At 72.2% G+C, this 19,692-nt stretch carries 14 protein-coding genes; 8 read left to right on the forward strand and 6 right to left on the reverse strand.

The genetic code is table 11. The features are described 5' to 3' along the window. Window positions 1–121: 121 nt before the first annotated feature. Window positions 122–742 carry a hypothetical protein gene (locus tag ABZ956_RS10980; RefSeq protein WP_361890233.1) on the forward strand — a complete coding sequence of 207 codons (621 nt, stop codon included), beginning with the start codon at window positions 122–124 and terminating at the stop codon, window positions 740–742. A 94-nt stretch (window positions 743–836) separates the two neighbouring features. Further along, window positions 837–1,205 (forward strand): hypothetical protein, encoded by a 369-nt coding sequence (locus ABZ956_RS10985; protein ID WP_361890236.1) that lies wholly within the window; start codon window positions 837–839, stop codon window positions 1,203–1,205. A 39-nt stretch (window positions 1,206–1,244) separates the two neighbouring features. Here the strand turns inward: ABZ956_RS10985 and ABZ956_RS10990 are convergent, their stop codons facing one another. Both ABZ956_RS10990 and ABZ956_RS10995 read right to left on the reverse strand, forming a co-directional pair. Then, window positions 1,245–1,640 (reverse strand): hypothetical protein, encoded by a 396-nt coding sequence (locus ABZ956_RS10990; protein WP_361890239.1) that lies wholly within the window; start codon window positions 1,638–1,640, stop codon window positions 1,245–1,247. Between the two features lie 119 nt (window positions 1,641–1,759). Continuing rightward, window positions 1,760–5,101, reverse strand: a complete 3,342-nt coding sequence (locus ABZ956_RS10995; RefSeq protein ID WP_361890242.1) for an ALF repeat-containing protein — start codon at window positions 5,099–5,101, stop codon at window positions 1,760–1,762. Window positions 5,102–5,537: 436 nt separating this feature from the next. On the opposite strand from ABZ956_RS10995, the gene ABZ956_RS11000 reads away from it, so the two are divergent. The 3 genes from ABZ956_RS11000 (at window position 5,538) to ABZ956_RS11010 (ending at window position 9,284) form a co-directional block, all read left to right on the forward strand. Beyond that, window positions 5,538–6,038, forward strand: a complete 501-nt coding sequence (locus ABZ956_RS11000) for a hypothetical protein (RefSeq protein ID WP_361890245.1) — start codon at window positions 5,538–5,540, stop codon at window positions 6,036–6,038. Window positions 6,039–6,107: 69 nt separating this feature from the next. Then, window positions 6,108–7,706 (forward strand): S1 family peptidase, encoded by a 1,599-nt coding sequence (locus ABZ956_RS11005; RefSeq protein WP_361890248.1) that lies wholly within the window; start codon window positions 6,108–6,110, stop codon window positions 7,704–7,706. A 39-nt stretch (window positions 7,707–7,745) separates the two neighbouring features. Beyond that, entirely contained in the window at window positions 7,746–9,284 is a 1,539-nt protein-coding gene (locus ABZ956_RS11010; RefSeq protein WP_361890251.1) for an FG-GAP-like repeat-containing protein, read from the forward strand. Window positions 9,285–9,354: 70 nt separating this feature from the next. Here the strand turns inward: ABZ956_RS11010 and ABZ956_RS11015 are convergent, their stop codons facing one another. From ABZ956_RS11015 to ABZ956_RS11025, 3 genes are all read right to left on the reverse strand, one after another. Next, the gene (locus tag ABZ956_RS11015; protein ID WP_361890254.1) at window positions 9,355–11,544 is read right to left on the reverse strand and encodes a PIG-L family deacetylase; all 2,190 of its coding nucleotides are present in this window, start codon (window positions 11,542–11,544) and stop codon (window positions 9,355–9,357) included. Between the two features lie 41 nt (window positions 11,545–11,585). Further along, window positions 11,586–14,459, reverse strand: coding sequence for a stealth conserved region 3 domain-containing protein (locus ABZ956_RS11020; RefSeq protein WP_361890257.1), 2,874 nt, complete (start codon window positions 14,457–14,459; stop codon window positions 11,586–11,588). A gap of 79 nt (window positions 14,460–14,538) precedes the next feature. Continuing rightward, window positions 14,539–15,588, reverse strand: a complete 1,050-nt coding sequence (locus tag ABZ956_RS11025; RefSeq protein WP_361890260.1) for a hypothetical protein — start codon at window positions 15,586–15,588, stop codon at window positions 14,539–14,541. Between the two features lie 485 nt (window positions 15,589–16,073). Here ABZ956_RS11025 and ABZ956_RS11030 point away from each other — a divergent pair, with 485 nt between their 5' ends. After that, window positions 16,074–18,011: a stealth family protein gene (locus ABZ956_RS11030; protein WP_361890263.1), complete on the forward strand. Its 1,938-nt coding sequence runs from the start codon at window positions 16,074–16,076 to the stop codon at window positions 18,009–18,011. Between the two features lie 22 nt (window positions 18,012–18,033). On the opposite strand, the gene ABZ956_RS11035 is transcribed toward ABZ956_RS11030, so the two are convergent. After that, on the reverse strand, window positions 18,034–18,591 hold the full coding sequence (locus tag ABZ956_RS11035; protein WP_361890266.1) for a superoxide dismutase family protein: 558 nt from the start codon (window positions 18,589–18,591) through the stop codon (window positions 18,034–18,036). 172 nt (window positions 18,592–18,763) lie between these two features. Between ABZ956_RS11035 and ABZ956_RS11040 the strand changes: the two genes are divergently transcribed. Both ABZ956_RS11040 and ABZ956_RS11045 read left to right on the forward strand, forming a co-directional pair. After that, window positions 18,764–19,174 carry a hypothetical protein gene (locus tag ABZ956_RS11040; RefSeq protein WP_361890269.1) on the forward strand — a complete coding sequence of 137 codons (411 nt, stop codon included), beginning with the start codon at window positions 18,764–18,766 and terminating at the stop codon, window positions 19,172–19,174. A 5-nt stretch (window positions 19,175–19,179) separates the two neighbouring features. Beyond that, window positions 19,180–19,614 (forward strand): DCC1-like thiol-disulfide oxidoreductase family protein, encoded by a 435-nt coding sequence (locus ABZ956_RS11045; RefSeq protein ID WP_361890272.1) that lies wholly within the window; start codon window positions 19,180–19,182, stop codon window positions 19,612–19,614. Window positions 19,615–19,692: the final 78 nt, after the last annotated feature.

Genomic DNA, 19,692 nt, shown 5'->3' on the forward strand with positions numbered 1-19,692 from the left:
TACGAACAGGGGGCGCACGCCTCCCGCTTGCGCCCTCAACGTCCGTGGCCCCAGGGCTGAATGGCCGGTTCCGGGTGTAACTTCCTCCCATGCGACGGGGAACACCGAGGGGGGTGGCCGCATGAGCCCGGACGGAGACCCTCCACCACCGCCGCCCAGCCCCCCGCCGCCCCCGCACCCGCCCGGCCCGCCCGAGGGCCGCTTCTGGTCGCGCGTGTGGACGTACTGGGTCACCGGCGGCCTGGCGGTGGTCCTGGCGGCCGTGATCCCGGTGCTGGCCAAGGCGGGCCCCTTCGCCCCCGACGACCACCCGGACCCACCCCCGGGGACACCGACCCCCACCGCCACGTCCGACGCCTCGCGGAGCCCCGCCCCGGCGTTGTCGACGACCACCCCGGTCCGGGTCTCCGCGAAGATCAACAGCGTCACGCCCCTGGGCGCGGTCACCCCGACCGTCACCAAGGTGCAGGTCAACGTGACCTTCGCGGGCCTCAAGGGCAAGTCGGCCTACATCAAGTGGCACACCTACAACGACGCCACCAAGCTCACCATGAGCGAGGACAGCACCATCAGCTCGCCCGTCCTCAACTGGGACAGCACGGACTGGAAGCCGACCTTCATCGTCCCGACGCCCAGCGTCCACTGGCAGCTCCAGGTGACGGCGTACGCCCCGGACGGGACCCAGCTGGCGACGGGGCACTCGAACTTCACGTTCAATTCGTCGACGGGCACCAACTCGTGAGACTTGGCCTGTTCGCGGTCAACCCGGAGAGCTGCCAAACACGTGTTCCTTCATGACCCGTGTGTGCAATGACGTCACAGGGAGGAACACCCTTATGATCCCCCGCGTATACCGACTCGCCGCGACCGGCGCCGCGACCGCCGGCCTCCTCATAGGAGGAGCCGCCACCGCCACCGCCGCGGCGCCCCCGAAACCGGCCCTGACGGCCCAGGCGAGCACCGGCGTGGTCAACGCCTGGCAGGAGTTCCGCGTCAGCGGCAAGGCCACCGATATCGCGGCCGGAACGACGGTGACGCTGCAGCAGAAGCAGGGCCGGAAGTGGGTGTCGCTGCCGGCGAGCGTTTCCGTGAACAAGTCGTCGGCCTACTCGATGCGCGTCAAGCTCGGCATCAAGGGCAAGAACGCACTGCGGGTGACGGGTGGTGGGGCGGTGTCGCCGGAATTCGCGGTGACGGTGCGGTAGGACACGGAAGGGGGCCCCTGGGGCACCCCTCGTGGCCGGTCACCACGTGTCCGACGTGATCCACACGGCCAGCGCGGCCATCACCATCAGCACCCCCACCAGTTGCGCCACCGCGGCGCCCGACGGCTTGTTCTCCGGGCGCTCACCGTGTGCCTCACGGTCCAGGATCTTCTGCTTGAGTTCCCGCTGATGCCCGAGAAGACCCAGCGGGATGCCCAGCATCGCCGCCGTGTACATGGGCAGCAGGGTCTCGGGGCCGTAGTGCTTCGCGTAGGCGCTCGCCACGGCGAACAGCGCGGCGAGGACCGGGGCCAGGGAGACCTGAACTCTGGATCGGGTGGTCGGCATGATCGGAACGGTGACCATCAGGAACGCCACCGTCGCGAAGACGGAAATGGTCCACCACGCCGGAGTGGGGATGGAGGGAGGTTGCATGTCACTGTCCTTGGTTCTGCGGGGCCCGCCGGTGCGTACGCACGGAGTGCGGCGGGCCCCACAGTTCTCGTCTGGCGTCGGTGGTGGCCTTTCGGCCGTGAAGGGTACTGCTTACGCGATTACCACGTGAACAGACCCACCACCGGCGAAATCAGGTCATGGCCGACCTTCGCGGCGGTCGCGGCGGCCGACTTGACTCCGGAGGCGGAAATCGCCTTGCCGACGCCGCCACCGATGAGGCTGAGCGCGACGCCGGCAGCGGAGTTCTTGAAGTTCTGGCTGCTGAATCCGTCCGTCCAGGCGTAGACACCGGCACTGATGGCCCCCGTGACGAGCGACGCCGCTCCGAGGATGGGCGCGGCGACCTCGCCGACCACGGGAATGGCGAGGGAGGCCACTCCCAGGAGGCCCAGAGCCGTGCTGGCGTGGCCCATGTTCAGGGCGAAGTCGCGCCACCCGTCCTTACCGTCGCCGCCCGAGCCGGAGCCGGAGCCCGTGCCGGGGGCGTCGACCTTGTCGTTGCCCGCGTTGTCGGCCGGGTCGGTGCGGTTCTTGGCGTTCTCCCGGGCCTGCTCGGCCGCCTTGGCGGCGGCTGCCGCCTGCTCCGCCTGGCGCTTCTGCGCGACGGCGGCGTGGGCCTCGCTCGCGGCCGCGGAGGCAGCCTGCGCGTCCTGACCCGCGGCGCGAGCGGACTGCGCGGCATTGGCGGCCGAGGCCTGGGCGCTCGACGCCGATGCCGCGGCCTGCGCCGCCGACGCCGTGGCCTGGTTGGCGGAGTAGTTCGCCTGGCGGGCGGCGGAACGGGCGGTGGCCGCCGCGTCCTTGGCCTGCTTGGCCGAGTTGGCCGCCGCGGCTGCGGACTTGTCGGCCTCCTTGGCCTTGTTCAGCGCCTCGTCGGCGTACCCCTTGGCCGTGTTGGCGGAGTCGCGGGCCTTGTCGGCCCACTTGGCGGCTTCCTTGGCGTCCTTGCGGGCCTTGGCGGCCACCTCGTAGGCCAGGGAGGCGTTCTGGTTCGCCGTGGCGGCGTGGCCGGCGGCGGTGGCGATCATCGCACGCACGGAGGCCACGTGGGTGGCGGTGTCCTGGTCGAGCTGGGCGGCCTTGTACTGGACGCGTGTGACGAAGTCGTGCTGCATCCAGGCGGGCCCGGCCATGGCGACCTGGGCGGCGGACCGCACGTTGGCGCCGCCGGTGTTCATCACCTTCAAGGTCTCGACACGGTCGTCCTCGACGACGGCCTGGCGGTAGCCGTTGAGCATGAAGGCGCTCATGGCCTTGACACTGCCGTCGCTCAGCGCCTTGTCGCCGGCCGCCTTGACGGCCTTGCCGGCGCCGTTCATGAGCTTGAGGATCCGGACGCGGTAGTCCTCGGCCTGGACGTCGTAGACGCCCTGGGTGAGGAAGCCCTCCACCTTGCCCGCGTCGTTGGTCTCCAGCGTCTTCTGCGCCGCCTGGGCCAGGGCGGGGCCGCCGATCTTGGCGAGGTAGAGGACCTTCTCCCGGTCGTCCTGCTCCAGGGCCTGCTTGTAGCCCTTCTTGACCCAGGTGACGACGTCGCTCTCGGTGCCGCCGAGTGCGGTCTCGGCCGAGCCTCGGGTCCAGGCTCCGGTGCTGCCGAGTAGGTTGACGGCGGCCTTGCGGCCGAGGTCGGCCACGACCTTGGTGTCGTCCGAGCCGGCGGCCTTCTGCAGGAGCTCCCTGGTCGCCGCGTCGGTGGCGGTCGCCTGCGTCCGCAGGCGGGCCTCCTCGTCACGGTCCTCCTGGTCGGCGCTCGCCAGGGCCTTGGCCTCCTCGACGCCGATCTGGGTGTCGGTCTCGAGCTTGGCCTTCTCGCCCTCGCGGGCGAGCTTCTCGACCTTCTGCGCCTGCTCGACCGCGTCGGACGCCGTCTTGGCGGCCTCGATGGCCTTGTTGGCGTGCTGGGTCGCCTGGTTCGCCGCGTCCTGGGCCTTGCCGGCCTCGGCGGCGGCCTTGTCGGCGGCCGCGGCGGCCTTCTCGGCGTGGTCGGCGGCGCTGTTGGCGGCCTTGTGCGCCTCGCGCGCGGCGGTGGCGGCCTGGCCGGCGAGCGACTGGGCCCGGCCGGCCGCCGCGGTGGCCGAGCCGGCGGCGCTGCGGGCGACGGCGGCGGCCTCGCGGGCCCGACGGGCCTGCGCGGACGCCTCGCCGGCCGAGCTGCTGGCGTCCGCGGCGGCGTCGGCCGCGGCGGCGGCGTTCTGCGCGGCGCGGGCCGCGGCGGAACCCGCGTTGCCGGCCTGGGCACTGGCGTCGGCGGCGTGCAGAGCCGCCGTCGCGGCGGTACGGGCGCCCTTCGCCGCGTCACGGGCGGCCTCGGCGGCGCGGCGGGCCGAAGCGGCTTCGCCGGCGTTGCCGGCGGCAGCGGCGGCGGCACTGTAGGCGCGCGACGCTGCCTGACCGGCGGCGGCGGCCGCGGCGGCGGCGGCCTGGGCGGCGTTGGCTGCCGTACGGGCCGCCGAGATCGCCGTGTTGGACGCCTGGATGGCGGTACGCGCGGCGGCTGCCGCGCCCTGGGCGGCCTGAGCGGCACGGTTGGCGGCCTGGCCGGCCCTGTTGAGGTCGTTCTTGGCCGCCTCGGTCTCCTTGGCGGCCTTCAGCGCGGCTTCCTTGGCCTTCTCCGCGGCCACCTCGGCACGCGCGCCGGCTTCCTTGGCCGCGTCGGTCTCGACCTTGGCGCGCTTGCCCGCCTGCTCGGCCACCTCGGCCAGCTGGGCGACCGTCGCGCTCTCCTGGTCCCGGCTGCGGGCCAGGTACTGCCCGGACTCCAGGAACTCCCGGCGGTCCTGGGCCGTGCCGTTCATCGCCCGGTCGCCGAGCTTCTTCACCTCGGGGCCGCCGGCCTGCATGATCTTCAGGACCTGGACGCGGTCGTCCTCCTCCTGGGCCGTGAAGCGGCCCTTGGTGAGGAACTCGTCCAGTGCCTTGGCGGAACCGTCGTCAAGCGCCTTCTGGCCCGCGTTGCGGACGCCGCGCTCGCCGTCGTTCATGGCCTTGAGGACCTCGACGCGGCGGTCGTCGGCCAGCGGTGCCTGGAAGCCGGACTTCACGAACTCGTGCACGTCCGCGTCCGAGCCGCTCAGCGCCTTCGACGCGGCGTCACGCACGCCCTTGCCGGAGGAGCTGAGCATCTTCAGGACGGCGAACCGCTCGTCCTCGGCCGACGCCCGCTCGAGGCCGGACTTCAGGAACGTGCTGATGTCCGCGTCGGATCCGGCCAGGGCCTTCGCCGCGGCGTCCTTGGTCGACGTCCCCCCGATGCGCCAGGCGTCGACGGCCTGGGCGCGTGCGCCCTCGGCGAGCGGCGGACCGTCGGGATCGGCGGGGGCGGCCCCCGCCACCGTCGTGCCGAGCACCGTCGCCGCCAGCGTCAGGGCCGTCAGCGCGGTGAGCCTGGTACGGACATGCTGGGCGCGCCGCGGGCTCGCTGTTGGTCTCTTGTTGGTCATATCCCCTCAAAACTGTCCGGGTCCTGAGGACCCGTCACACCCCGGCGGCATATGCCACCGGCACGAACGCGTTCGCGACCGTCCAGCCAAACAGGACATGCGGTTGGATTTCAAGGGCTAAGTGGACCTTCGATATCAAGGTTGCGATAGGGAACCAGCGGCACTTTCGTTCCCAAGGGGGCAGGTGATATCAATAGTTCGCCGGTCCGAGCCGCAGGGGGCAGTCGAGGCGCCATCAGGCCAGGCAACGGGGAAGCGGGGGTTCAGACCGTCCATCCGGTCTTTGTCATGCCCTGAAACAGCCGGACAGGCATGCGTGTGTGCTTCCGCATGCGCGTTCTTCCCATCCCGTCGGTGCCGCACGGCACGCGTGCCCCGCGCGCACACGTGGCCGGCACGGTGACGGGATGTCATAGATCACAAGGGGCGAAAAACAATGAAGCTGATCTCCCGAGTTCTGACCGCCGGCGTCGTGGGCGCCATCGCGCTGACCGGCTCCACCACCGCCGTCGCCGCGGCCGCGGCGGCCGCCGACACCCCGCCGCCCGCGGTGGAGGACTTCGCGTACCCGCAGGCCGACAAGATCTTCAAGGAGCGCGGGATCAAGCTCAAGCGCGGCGACGGGCACATCGTGCTCGCCGCGTGCGACAGCGGTCCCGGCCTGATCGAGGTCCAGGCGCGCGGCATGCAGGACATCGACAAGGTCGGCCAGGGCAAGTTCTGCTTCCGCGTCACGGGCAAGACCGGCTACCTCAGCCTGGAGCTGCCGGCCGTCTACGGCGCCAAGGGCAACGACTACGCCGTCAAGGTCAACATGGTCACGGCCAACGAGGAGAAGTCCTTCGACCTCGACAAGAACAAGTGGACGTCCGTGGGCGAGAGCGCCGACCCCAAGGGTCGCGAGTTCACCCTGCTGGAGATCGTCGCCAAGAAGTAGCCGCTCCTGCCCTTCCCGTCCCCCTTCTCCCCTTCTCCCTCCAGCACGACCCGATCCAAGAGGAACCACATGTCTGGCAGAGGTCCGCGCGCAGCGTGGATAGCAGGACTTCTCACGACCTCCGTCGCCACCGGCGTCCTGACCGGCACCCCGGCCCACGCCGTCGTCGGTGACGAGGCCAAGGACGGCGCGTACCGGTTCACCGCGAAGCTCGACCTCGGCGGCGGCAAGCGCAGCTGCACCGGCACGCTCGTGGAGAGCCAGTGGGTGCTCACCGCGGCGAGCTGCTTCGCCGACGATCCCGAGCAGGGCTTCCGCATCACCGGCGGCGCGCCGAAGATGAAGACCACCGTCACCGTCGGCCGCACCGACCTCTCGACGGAGACCGGCACCACCGTCGACGGCGTCGAGCTCGTCCCGCGCGGCGACCGCGACCTGGTCATGGTCAAGCTCGCCAAGCCCGTCGCCGGCATCGCCCCCGCCGCCCTGGCCGCCTCCGAGCCGCGCCAGGGCGAGGAGGTCCGGGTCACCGGCTACGGCCGGACGAAGGACGAGTGGGTGCCCGAGCGCCTGCACACCGCCGCCTTCGGCGTCGGCGCGGTCTCGGGCACCGCCTTCGACCTCGCCGGCAAGAGCGCCGACGCCTCCCTCTGCAAGGGCGACATCGGCGGCCCGGTCTTCCGCGAGAAGGACGGCAAGGCCGAGCTGGTCGGCGTCAACTCCGCCTCCTGGCAGGGCGGCTGCTGGGGTACGGACCAGGCCGAGACCCGCAAGGGCGCCACCGGTACCCGGGTGGACGACATCTCCGGCTGGGTCCAGGAGACCCTGGCCCGTACGCTCCTGCCCCGGGCCGACTGGGGCAACGCCGTGCACCTGGCGTCCGGTTACTTCACCGGCGGCGGCGTGACGGCGGACAGCAAGCGGCGCATGGATCTCTTCGTGGTCTGGAAGGACGGCTCGGCCAGCCTCTTCCAGGGCGCCGAGCACAACGACCCCAAGTTCCCCTTCTCGGCCGAGCACAAGCTCGAAGGCGCGGGCAGCTACTGGAAGGACGCGCGCGCCGTCACAGGTGGCAAGTTCACCCAGAGCGGCTCCGAGGGCCTGACCGTGCGCTGGGCCAGCGGCAAGCTCTCGACGTACACCCATGTCGACGAGAAGGGCTTCCACGACGAGAAGACCCTCGCCGAGCGGGGCAGCTGGTGGCAGCACGCCCGCCTCATCACCGCCGGCCGCTACACGGACAACGCCCTGCGCGACGACCTGCTCGTGCTGTGGGACAACGGCTCCACCTCGATGTACTCCGACACCGGTGCCAACGGGGTGAAGAAGGAGACCCAGCTCACCAACGCCGACGACGGCTGGAAGAACGCCGTCCAGATCGCCGCGGGCGAGTTCACCGGCAAGAAGACCGCCGACCTCCTCATCCGCTGGAACGACGGCCAGACCCAGGTCTTCCCCGGCGTCGACACCGCCGGCTACCACGGCCGGATCCAGCTGACGCCCGAGAAGTCGCACTGGAAGAACGCCTCCCAGCTCACGGTCGGCTCCTTCACCCGGCCCAACGGCCGGCTCAACGACATCCTCGTGCGCTGGAACACCACCGACCTCAGCTACTACCCCGGCGCGGACGCGAACGCCCTGCACGGCGAAGTCCAGCTCGTCGGCTGACGCGGCCCCTCGCACCCAGCACATCCCCCAGGAGCAACCATGATCAAGCGTTCCCGCGCCGGGTGGACGGCCGCGGTTCTCGCGTCGGCCATCGGCACCGCCGCGCTCACCGCCGCCCCCGCCCAGGCCGTCGTCGGCGGCGCGGCCAAGGACGGCCAGTACGCGTTCACCGCGAAGTTCGACATCGGCGGCAAGCGCGGCTGCACCGGCGCGCTGGTCGACGCGCAGTGGGCCCTCACCGCGGCCAGCTGCTTCGCGGACGACCCCGGGCAGGGCTTCCGTATCACCGGCGGCAAGCCCAAGGAGAAGACCACCGTCACCGTCGGCCGCACCGACCTCACCTCGACGGCCGGCGCCACGGTCGAGGCCGTCGAGCTCGTCCCGCGCGGCGACCGCGACCTCGTCATGGTCAAGCTCGCCACCCCCGTCACCGGCGTCACGCCCGTCACCGTGGGTACCGCCGAGCCCCGCCAGGGCGAGGACGTCCAGGTCGCCGGCTACGGCCGGACCAAGGACGAGTGGGCCCCCGACCGCCTGCACACCGCCGCCTTCGGCATCGGCGCCGTCACCGGCGCGACCCTGGAGCTCGCCGGCAAGAGCGCCGACGCCTCTCTCTGCAAGGGCGACACCGGCGGCCCCGTCCTCCGCGAGAAGAACGGCAAGGCCGAGCTCGCCGCCCTGAGCACCGCATCCTGGCAGGGCGGCTGCTGGGGCGCCGACGAAAGCGAGACCCGCAAGGGCGCCACCGCCACCCGTGTCGACGACGTGAACGGCTGGATCCAGCAGCAGCGGCTGACGGGCGTGCTCGCCCGGTTCACCGACGTCGTCACCTCCGCCGACTTCAACGGCGACGGTCGCACCGACATCGCGGCCGTCCTCAAGGACGGCTCGCTGCACGCCTTCTACGCCGGCCCCGACGGCACGCTCCAGTACGGCCGCGAGCTGTGGCACGACAAGACGTGGGACGGCAAGAAGAAGATCATCGGCGGTGACTTCAACGGCGACGGCAAGGCCGACATCCTCGCCGTCGCCGGTGACGGCAGCCTGCACCTGTACGCCGGCACCGACACCGGGAAGCTCGCCACCGCCGTGAAGGCGTGGAAGGACACCTCCTGGGCCAAGATCGACGTCATCGCCCGCTACAAGGCGCCCGGCGCGAGCCGCGACGGTCTGATCGCCCAGTGGGACGACAAGTCGCTGTTCGCCTACACCACCAACCCCGACGGCACGCTCAGTGGCCAGAAGAAGGAGGTGTGGCGCGACAAGACGTGGACGAAGAAGTACCTGGCCACCGGCGACTTCAACGGTGACGGCCGGGACGACATCGCCGCCGTCGCCGCCACCGGCGCGCTGCACCTGTACGCCGGCAACGCCAAGGGCTCCTTCGACGACGCCCGCGGCATGTGGCGCGACGACAGCTGGGGCAGCATGCGGTTCGTCCTGGGCGGGGACTTCACCGGTGACGGCAAGGCCGACATCGTCTCCCGCTGGAGCGGCAAGGGCATCCCGCACCTGTACGTGGGTGACGGCAAGGGCGCCCTCGCCGACGGCCGTTCCGTCTGGCCCGTCAGCTCCTGACCGGGCGTACGGCAAAGGGGTTGGCCCCCACCACATCGCGTGGTGGGGGCCAACCCCTTTGCCGTACGACCTACTTGAACTCCAGCCGCCCCGCCTGCAGCGTCCCCTCCGGGGTGAGCGAGGCGGCGACCAGCCGGCCCTTGGCGTCCACGGCGACGGCCGGCGGGCCCACGACGTGGGTGCCGAACGTCGACCACCGCTGCCGGGCGCCCGTCCCGACGCCGGTCGCGCTCAGCGTGCCCGAGCTGTTGCGGGTCACCAGGACCGCGCGGGACTTGTCGGCCGGGTCGCCGGCCAGGGCCATGACGCCGTAGCCGCGGCCGGCGAGGCCGAGGTGGAGCGGCTGCCACTGGTTGCCGACGGCGTCCGGGAGGCGGAACGCCAGCGGCTTGGACGTCTTCGGCTCCCGGTAGGTCAGCAGCAGCGAACCGTCGGGCTGGGCGAACAGCGTCGGCGGGTCGGCCGGGGTGGGCAGCCGGCCGTCGTAGGACGGGGTGAGCTCGCCGCCGGGCTTCTCCTGCGCCCAGTGCAGGATCGTGCCGTGGCCGGAGCCGACCACATGGATGCGGCCGTCCTTGTCGGTGACCGCGCTGAGGCCCTCCTGCACCTCGTCCGGGCCGCCGCCCGCACCGTACTTCGCGCCCGGGCCGCTGCGGGGCCCCTCGGCGAGGCCGCCGAGGCCGCCGGGGCCGGAGCCGCCGGAGGCGTCGCGCCGGGGCGTGCGCTCCGGGTCGTCGCTCTCGCCACCCACGCCGCCGGGCGCCGCGTCGGCGAGCTCCTGCCACGGACCCCAGCCGCCGTCGGGCGCCTGTCGCCGGGTGCTCACGCCCTTGGCCGCGTTGCGCGCGAAGACCTGGGCGCTGCCGTCGGCGTTACGGGCCACCACCGGCGCGCCCGTCAAACGGTCCCGCGCCGGGCCCGCGTCGGGTGTGCCGAGGGAGGTCCAGGATCCGAACGCACCACCGGAACGTTCCTGCTCCACCGCGACGATCTCGCGGCGGTTGCTCTCCGGTCCGTGCCCCAGGCCGGCGATGCGCTCGCCGAACAGCTGCCAGCGGCCGTCCTTGGTCTGCGAGACGGCGAGGTGCGGCATGAGCGGGCCGCCGCCGAGCAGCTTCGGGCCGTCGAAGCGGCCGCTGCCGGGGGCGGTCTCGGTCCACATCGCCGCCTGCCGGTCCAGCACGCCGAAGGCGGTCAGGCGCTTGTCGGGGCCGCGCTGCAGCCACGTGGTGGTGCCGGGGTAGCGGTGGACCGTGCTCTGCAGCCAGCCCGTTCCGTAGCTGCGGTCGCGGCCGACGTCGTAGTCGCCGCAGCCCGCGGCGAAGCCGCAGCCCATGTCCGGGGAGCCACCGTAGGCGTTGAGCACGTCGCCCTTGCCGCGCACCGCGGCCGGGGTGAGGTTGAACGGCCAGCGCTCGTTGTAGTAGCCGCGGTAGGCGGCGACGGTGTAGTGCTTGCCCTGGCCCGGGCCCTTGTAACGGTCGAGCGCCGCGTAGGTGAACTGGGCGGCGGCCGTGTGGTCCGGGTGGTCGGAGAAGCCGGGCTGGTCGTGGTGCTTGCGGTTGCGGGCGTCGTGGATCTGCGCGTCCGGGTCCGGGTCCATCGTGCGCACCAGCGTCGGCTTGAACCGCTCCAGCACGGCGGCCAGCGCGTCGACGACCCCGGCGCCGGTGATCGGGCGCGACTCGCGCACGGTCGAGCCGGTGGCCACCCGGGTGCGGCCGACGGCCTGGGGGTCCGCCCACAGCTTCTGCAGGCGGACGTCGTGGCCGGGCGCGTCCGCGGTGTGCTGGGCGACGCCCAGGAAGACCAGGGTGATGCCGGGGTGGTCGACGAGGCTGTCCGTCTCGGCCTGCCACCCGCCGGGCAGCTCCAGCGTGGTCCGCTTCCACTGCGCCAGCGGCTTGCCGGTCGCCATCAGGGCGTAGGCCTGGCGCAGCCCCTGCTGCCGGGAGCCGGCGTAGCCGCCGAAGTCCGGCTTGGGCTTCTGCTTCTGCCCGGGCACGTTGTTGCGGCCGTCGGCCTCGCCACTGGTCAGGTAGACGCTCACCACACGGTGGTTGGCGTCGATCGACTGATGGACGTCGGGGTTCATGAAGTACAGGTCGTCGTCGGGGTGGGCGACGACCTGCAGCGTGACCGCGCCGGCGGTCCCGTCCTTGCGGGCGGGGACCTCCGCCCGCGGCACGGCGGCCGGGGCGGACGGCTTCGGCTTGTCACCGCCGGAGGCCGTGCAGCCGGCGACGCTGAGGGCGAGCATGGCCGCGAGCACGCTCCTTCTGCTGGGGCCCGCCATCCTGGTCACCGGGCCCCGTGGACGAGGCGGCTGTTGCGGACCGAACCCTTCTCGTACTGCGAGGCGACCGGGAAGTAGCTTGCCAGGAACACCGCGAGGGCGTCGGCCTGCTCGTCCTCCGGCACGTCGCCGTCGTGGTAGTCGTTGATGCAGAACACGTCGTGGGAGCGGTTCGCCAGCAGGCGGTGCAGCCGGACGTGGTGGTCGCGCAGGCCGACGTTGACGAAGGCGGAGCTGACCGAGCCGGGCATGCTGCGCCCGGTGAAGAGCCCGTACCAGTGGTGCAGCGACGAGGCGACGGCCAGGTCGGTGCGGGCGCGGAACTGCGCGGCCGCGGTCAGCGCCATCTGCTCGGGGAAGCGCTCCTCCAGCTCCGCCAGCACGCTGCGGCGCAGCGGGTGGGGGGTGTGGAGGAAGGTGTTGGTGACGGTCTTGCCGAACTCCTTCTCGATCAGCGCGCGGTTGTTCTTGGCCGCGGCGAAGACGAGGTCGGAGTCGAGCGAGGGGTCGCCGGCCGGGATGGCGGTCGGCGACATGAAGCACTTGGCGGCGCCGGAGCCGTGGAAGAAGGACTCGGGCTGCATGGGACGGCCGAGGAAGACGTCGTCGTTGAAGTACAGGACGTGCTCGGCGAGGCCCTCGATGCGGTGGATGCGGCTCTCGATGGCGTGCGAGTTGAACGAGGGCAGGCGGCCCGTGTCACCGAACGCCTCGCGGTGGCTGACCACGCGCACCCGGGGGTGGTCGGTGTCCAGCCAGTCGGGCGTCTGATCGTCCGTCAGGAGGTAGATGTTGCGCACCCAGGGGGCGTGCAGGTCCAGCGAGCGCAGGGAGTAGCGCAGTTCGTCGCGGCTGCGGAAGCGGGCGGCGGCGCCCGCGGACTCGGCGGCGAGGATGCCGTGCTCGGCCTGCGTCCGCTGCTTGCGGGCCATCCAGGCGGGGTCGGTGCCGTCGACCCAGGTGTAGACGACGTCGATCGGGAAGTCGACCTGCTCGACGAAGGTCTTGGTGTACGCCTCGAAGCTGGCGTAGTCGCGCTCGCCGAGCCGGATGGAGGCGGTCCTGGCGAGCTCGGCGCGGGGCAGGGTGCCGCCGTAGCGGTTGCCGCCGGGGAAGGTCACCGTGCTCTCGTCGTCCTCGGTGTCCTTCCAGAAGTCGACGTTGCAGCCGTAGACGCCGCTGACGCGCAGCTGGCCGCCGCCGGTGAGGACCGGCTGGAAGACGCGGACCGTGGTGCAGGCGAGCGGCACGGCGTGCGGGCTGACGAAGCCGGCCAGGACGGTGCGCAGGATGGCGCCGCGGGCGTTGAGGAAGGCGACGTAGACGGGCTCGTCGCGGTAGCGCTCGGCCAGCGCGGTCAGGAAGGCGTCGCGGCCGGCGGAGTCGATGGCGATGCTGTGCCGCAGCTGGGTGGTGGGGGTCAGCGCGTAGGGGACGCCGAGGGCCTCCAGGACGTCGACGGCGAGGTCGAGGTTGTCCTGCATCACCTCGAAGGGCGTGGTGTCCTCGCGGACCAGGCAGATCTGGCCGCCGGCGCGCTTGACGTCGGGGCGGGCCGCCTCGATGCGGACTTCCTGGGCCTTGTGGGCGACGTCGGACTGCCGGCGGTCGACGCCCTTGGGGACGGCCGCGGCGGGGATGCCGCCCTGGGCGTCGGCGGCGGCCTGGAGGGTGCGGCGGCGGGCCTTGTCGGCGGCGCGGTCGCCGCCGGCGCGGTAGGCGGCGAGCTCCTCGAGGAGCTGGTTCCACTCCTGGCCGACGGTGCTGTCCGTGAAGCGGCTGACGTTGGCGAGGGCGGCGGCGCCCATCTCGTGGCGCAGCGCGTCGTCGTCCATGAGGCGGGCGAGGGCGGCGGCCAGCTCCGTCTCCTCGCCGAGCGGGACGAGGAGGCCGTCCTGGCCGTCGGTGAGGATCTCGGCGGGGCCGTTGGGGCAGTCGTAGGCGATGACGGGCAGGCCGGCGGCCTGGGCCTCGACGAGCACCAGGCCGAAGGCCTCGACGCGCGAGGTGAGCATGGCGACGGACGCCTTGGCCCACTCCTCGGCCATGTTGGGGGTGCTGCCGACGAGCTGGACCTGGTCGGCGACGCCGTACTGGCCGGCTATGGCCTTCAGGGCGCGCATGCGGGGGCCGTCGCCCAGGATGCGCAGGGTCCAGCGGGGGCGGTCGGCGGCGACGGAGGCGAAGGCGCGGATCGCGTGCTCGATCTGCTTCTCGGCGGCCAGGCGGGCGCCCAGGACCACGGTCCGCGTCTCCAGGGTGGAGCGGGGGCGGAAGCCGTCGGGCAGGGCGTTGCCGATGGTGGCCAGGCGGGGGGCGCAGTCGCCGAGGGTGTCGGCGAACCACTCGCGGGTGCGTTCGGTGAGCGAGACCAGCCCGTCGATGGCCGAGGTGAACATGCGCAGCGGCTCGCCGGAGGTGCCGCGCAGCTCCGAGACCCGGTGGTCCAGGTGGACGGTGAGCACGTGCTCGGGGGCGTACTGCGCCATGTAGGCCATCAGCGCCGGGGTGGTGGAGATCAGCACGTCGGCGTCGATCGTGCGCAGGGCCTCGGCCAGCTCGAGGTCGGTCAGCCGGTTGAAGGCGGACTCCCACTCGGGGCGGATCAGCTCGCTGGGGGTGGCGGCGAGGCGCTTGTGGGCGGCCGTCAGGTCGGGGCCGCCGGCCGGGGCGGCGCGTACGGGGCGCTGGGGGCCGCGCTTGTCGACGAGGTTGCGCACGCGCACCGTGCCGCTGTCGAAGAACGCCTCGCTCCGTGTGCGGAAGACGCTCAGGATCTCCACCTCGTGCTGCCGGGCGAGCAGCTCGGCGAGCGTCATGGTGGCGCGTTCCGTGCCGCCCATGGTGTCGGCGGAGGTCAGCAGAAAGGTGATTTTCACGTGCGGCCTTCGAAGAGTGCGGCGGTCCGGATGCGGTGGCCTCGGTGGACTAGACGGGCTGCTGGTCTGCTCGGTTGCCTCAAGGGGCGCCGAGGGCCCTCGGCGTGCAGACGAGCTGGAGTGCGCCACGGCGGGTGTACTGGGGCTTGACCTGCACGAACGTGCCGTCCTCCGTCCGTACGGTGAACACCGGCGGGGTGAGGACCTTGCGGGGTGCGGTCAGGTCGTTCTCGTGGCGGCCGAGCTCCAGCGGCTTGGCGCCGCGGTGGCCGGAGACGTAGCGGAACGACCAGGTCTGCCGGCCGGAGCCGGCGGTCAGCAGCTTGGCGAGCGGCAGGGTGACCTGCCAGGCGCCGTCGTCGCCGGGCAGGGGCTCGGCGGCGCGGCGCCGCACCTGGCGGTGCTGGTCGACCAGCTCGACGACGGGCTGTGCGGCGCCGTCGCCGGCGGTGGCCGGCCCGTAGACGGCGAACAGCAGGCGGGCGCCGGTGAACGAACGGTCGATGCGCAGGACCTCGGCCCTGGGCTGGGGGGGTGCGACGGTCAGCCGCAGCTGGCCGGCGGGGGTGAGGCCGAGGCGGTGCCGGCGGCCCGTGCGCGGGCAGGTGGCCAGCGGGCGGGTGGGGCCGGTGCAGGGGGGCGGTCCGTCGCCGAGCAGGCGCAGCCGTACGGGCGCGGGGTGCTCGTCGCGCAGCTCCAGGCCGAGGGTCCAGCGGCCGGCGGTGACGGGCAGGCCGCCGATCTCGGCGCCGAGCAGGACGGTCGCCGCGACGGACGTCCGGCCGGCGGCGTCGCGCTCGATGCGGGCCTCGGCGCGCAGGCGCGTGTCGCCGTTGACGAGGAGGAGGTGGGCGCGGGCGCCCGCCTCGTCGGCGGCCTCGGTGCCGGCGGGCAGGGTCGCGTGCAGGTTCAGTGTGTGGCCGTCGAGGACGGCGGCGTACTGGACGCGGGCCGCGCTGCCCTGGGAGGCGGGCATCAGGACGGAGTCGACGAAGGTGGTGCGGCCGCTGGCGAGGCCGGAGGCGGCGCGGCGGCGTACCGTGGCGCCGACCTTCATGACCGGGCTGCGGCGCAGCGCGATGCGTGCGGACTTTTTGATCACGCGCAGGGCGTGACGGGGCGCGGTCACCGGCGCACCCCTCGGCCGCCCGCCGCCGGCACGCGGCCGGAATCGTCGCGCGGGCTTCGCCGGTCCCCGGGAGTCATGATCTGGAAGTACACCCAAACAGGGTAAACGGATCTCGGGCCCGCGTGCGGCAGACCGGCACCGTACCGCTGTGGCATTCGACCTCTACCGGTGGGTTACGGACGGGTGAATTTCTTCACAGGCGGCTGGAAATCGATGGTCCGCCCGGTCCAAGGAGCGGGATGCCCGGTCCCTTGGGGCCACCGGGGTGCGGGCCCGGTACGGCTTTCGGCCCTGTCCCGCTTTGCGGGTATGCGAGAGATTGCTTCCGCATAAATATCTCTGGTAGTTACTTAACTCTCTGTTTTCCGGTACTGCCGGGTTTCACTGTCGGGCTGGTGACGTGCTGTTCTGAGCGTTCCGGGTAGGAGTTACACCGGGAGAGCGGATGGACGCCCATCCAGGACGACCGAGGGGTTGAATCGATCATGTCACGGGAGCCGTCGACCCCAGCCGCCCACGGCGTGCACATTCCTGCCGCCGCAGGCACTTCGGACGCCCCGGCCGCCGCCTCCGCCGCCCGCACCCCCGCCCCGCGCGCCAACCCCGAGAAGTCCGGGCTGGTCAAGGCCTACCGCAGGGTCCTGCCGGAGAGCGCCCGGCGGGCGATCGCCCAGCGCGTGTCCGTGGAGACCCGCGGGGCCCTGATGCAGCACATGGCGAACTCCCTCGACCTCCAGCAGCGCCGCCAGAAGATCCGCGGCAGGCGGCTCAAGCGCCGCTACGCCGGCCACCTCGACGACGCCCTGCCGCGCGTGGTCCTCGTCGACGGCAAGGCGCACATCGCCCTGGTCGACCCCGCCCTCACCCCGCACGGCACCCGCGCCGACACCCTCGCCCTGGTGTGCTCCACGCTCGAGGACGCCGGCGTCGAGCACTTCTGCGTACGCACGGCGACCGCCGGCACCACTCCCGCCGTGGCGGTGGCCGCCGCCGACCGCCGCCGGGTGCTGCAGCAGCTCGCCCGCCTGTGCGGCCACATACCCGGCTACGTGGCGCCCGTGAACCGGGACAATGTCCCCGGACAGGCGCTGCCCGGCTTCGTCGCGAACACCTGGCGCCAGGTCGAGAAGAGCGACGTCACCCGCGTCACGTGGTTCCGCACCACGGCCGACGGCGCGCTGGTCCTGGGCCAGGAACACGGCTGCGACATCCAGTTCTGGGCCCGCGAGGAGGGCCCCTACGGCCCGGTTCTCGTCGCCCCGCGCCGCAACGGCGTCGTCGAGGAGCTCCCCGTCTCCGCCCCGGGCGTCGAGGCGCCCATGGAGCTGTTCACCGGCCCGCTGGGGCACGGCTTCGACGCGGCGGACGGCACGCGGGAGTCCGACGGCACGGCCGCGGGCGACCGGAGCCCGGCCCGCCGCACGGTGCGCACGCGCCCGGAGTTCACCCTCCGGCTGCCGCAGGACATCCCCTTCCCCATCGACGTCGTCTACACCTGGGTCGACGGCAGCGACCCCGTCTGGGCGCAGCGCCGGGCCCAGGCCCAGCGCGACGCGGGCGGCGCGGAGACCCGCCACGAGGAGGCGGCGAACGACGCGCGCTACCTCAGCCGCGACGAGCTGAAGTACTCGCTGCGCTCGCTGCACCAGTTCGCGCCCTGGGTGCGCACCGTCTACCTGGTCACCGACGACCAGACCCCCGAGTGGCTCGACACCTCGCACCCCGGCATCCGCGTGGTCAGCCACAAGCAGATCTTCTCCGACCCGAGCGCGCTGCCGACGTTCAACTCGCACGCCATCGAGAGCCAGCTGCACCACATCGAGGGCCTGTCGGAGCACTTCCTCTACTTCAACGACGACGTCTTCCTCGGCAGCCCGCTGACGCCGCACACCTTCTTCTTCTCCAACGGGCTGACGAAGTTCTTCCCCTCCCCCGCGCTGATACCGCTGGGCGCCCACGACCCCGCCGACCCGCCGGTGGCGGCGGCCGCGAAGAACAACAGGGCGCTGGTGGAGGAGGGCTTCGCCACCACCTTCACGCAGAAGATGCGGCACGTGCCGCACGCCCTGAGCCGCAGCGTGCTGGCCGAGATCGAGGAGCGGTACGCCGACGCCCACAAGGCCACCTCGCGCGCCCGCTTCCGCAGCCCCGAGGACCTCTCCGTGGCCTCCTCGCTGCACCACTACTACGCGTACCACCAGGCCCGCGCCATACCGTCCGAAATGCGCTACGTCTACATGGACCTGGCCCACCCGAACACCTCGCGCAGGCTCAACCGCCTGCTGGCGAACCGGGACATGGACGTCTTCTGCATCAACGACACCGTCTCGACGGCCGAGGACATGGAGCGCACCAGCGCGCTCATAGGCCCCTTCCTGGAGGGCTACTTCCCCGTGCCGAGCCCGTTCGAGAAGCGCCCCTGAACCAGGGGCCCCTCCCGCCCCGTCACTTGAACGGCACGTCGACGCAGGCCAGCCGTTCGCCCGCCATGCCGGCGCGGCCGGGCGCGGTCTCGGTGGCGTGCTCGTGGATGACCACCGAACGGGCCTCACCCGCGCGGAAGTTCCACTTCACCTTCGACTCCGCACCGCCGTCGCCCTCCTTGTCGGTCGTCAGGTCCAGCCACACCTCGTTGCGGGCGTTGGCGTACTTGGGGTCCGTGGAAGGCTGCTTGGGGTCCTTGAGGTTCTGGTAGTGCGGCCCTGAGGCGTCGGGGACGGTGCCGCACGCGTTGGTGTGCACATGGGCGCCGAAGGTCCGGTTGGCCTCCACCCCCTGCACGCGCAGCTCGACGCGCGTGCCGTCCTGGCCGGTGCGCTCCACCACGGAGACGTGGCTGCCCACCGGGATCGCCTTCGTATCGAACGTCACCGCGGGCCGCGTATCCTCCCCGGCGGCAGCCGACTTGAACTCCGCGTTCACCACCACCCCCGGGCACGTCATGCCTCCAGCGGGCGACGCGACGGCGATCGAGGCGGCGAGCACTGACATGAGCAAGGACATCGTCCTGCCCCCTTCCGGCGGCTTGCTCCCTCCATCCACGGTAGCCAGCCCCGCCGGACGATGCGCGGCGGACAGCCCGATCCCTCCCTCCCCACCGGGTTGAACGCGTTCAAAAACAGGTCTACAGTCACGACCAACAGGGTTTTGAACACGTTCAAGAAAGGGCGGGAACGTGGACCTCACAGTCGTCGCGTACGTCATCTACCTGCTGGTCAGCCTGGGACTCACGGTCTGGGTCGCGCGCACGCTCAGCCGCAACGGGCGGGTCTTCCTCGCCGACGTCCTGCACGGGAACGAGAAGCTCGCGGACGCCGTCAACCACCTGCTGGTGGTCGGCTTCTACCTGGTCAACCTGGGATTCATCGCGCTCTACCTGCAGGACGACACCACGATCGCCGACACCCGGGGGGTGTTCGAGGCACTGTCGCGGAAGCTCGGCGTGGTGCTGCTCGTGCTCGGCGTCATGCACCTCGGCAACGTCTACGCCCTCAACAAGTTCCGCCGGCGCGGAATGATGGACCGAGAGCAGACCCCGCCGGTCGCACCGCAGGGCTACACCTGGGCCGCACCGGCCGGGAAGTGAACCCCGTGGCCACCGCCGCGACCGCCGGCCGGAACGCCCTGGGCGTCCCGGTCCGCCGGCTGACCGTGCTGTACGACGCGGGGTGCGGGCTCTGCGTCTTCCTGCGCGACTGGCTCGTACGCCAGCGCCAACTCGTGCCGCTCGACCTGGTGCCGGCCGGGTCGCCCGAGGCCCGGCACCGCTTTCCGCGGCTCGACCACGGAGCCACCCTCGAGGAGATCACCGTGGTCGGCGACGGCGGCCAGGTGTACCGGGGTGCCGGCTCCTGGGTCGTCTGCCTGTGGGCGCTCGACGGGTACCGGCCGCTCGCGCACAAGTTCAGCACCCCCTCCGGGCAGCGGCTCGCGCGCGGGGCGGTGCTGGCCGCGGCCAAGTACCGCGGGGCGCGGTGGCAGCGGCGCCCGTCGGCCTGCGACAGCGGCTGCGCCGTGCCCGATTAGGCTCTGCACCGTGCCAGCAGAGAACGAGCCCCGACCGGCCAAGAGCGAGCAGACGCGCACCCTCATCCTGGAGACCGC

Origin of the sequence: Streptomyces sp. NPDC046261, assembly GCF_040646235.1 — a bacterium.
Taxonomy (GTDB): domain Bacteria; phylum Actinomycetota; class Actinomycetes; order Streptomycetales; family Streptomycetaceae; genus Streptomyces.

Coding starts and splice junctions, on each gene's coding strand:
- ABZ956_RS10980 (WP_361890233.1), top strand. CDS start 122: ATGAGCCCGGACGGAGACCCTCCACCACCGCCGCCCAGCCCCCCGCCG.
- ABZ956_RS10985 (WP_361890236.1), top strand. CDS start 837: ATGATCCCCCGCGTATACCGACTCGCCGCGACCGGCGCCGCGACCGCC.
- ABZ956_RS10990 (WP_361890239.1), bottom strand. CDS start 1,640: ATGCAACCTCCCTCCATCCCCACTCCGGCGTGGTGGACCATTTCCGTC.
- ABZ956_RS10995 (WP_361890242.1), bottom strand. CDS start 5,101: ATGACCAACAAGAGACCAACAGCGAGCCCGCGGCGCGCCCAGCATGTC.
- ABZ956_RS11000 (WP_361890245.1), top strand. CDS start 5,538: ATGAAGCTGATCTCCCGAGTTCTGACCGCCGGCGTCGTGGGCGCCATC.
- ABZ956_RS11005 (WP_361890248.1), top strand. CDS start 6,108: ATGTCTGGCAGAGGTCCGCGCGCAGCGTGGATAGCAGGACTTCTCACG.
- ABZ956_RS11010 (WP_361890251.1), top strand. CDS start 7,746: ATGATCAAGCGTTCCCGCGCCGGGTGGACGGCCGCGGTTCTCGCGTCG.
- ABZ956_RS11015 (WP_361890254.1), bottom strand. CDS start 11,544: ATGCTCGCCCTCAGCGTCGCCGGCTGCACGGCCTCCGGCGGTGACAAG.
- ABZ956_RS11030 (WP_361890263.1), top strand. CDS start 16,074: ATGTCACGGGAGCCGTCGACCCCAGCCGCCCACGGCGTGCACATTCCT.
- ABZ956_RS11035 (WP_361890266.1), bottom strand. CDS start 18,591: ATGTCCTTGCTCATGTCAGTGCTCGCCGCCTCGATCGCCGTCGCGTCG.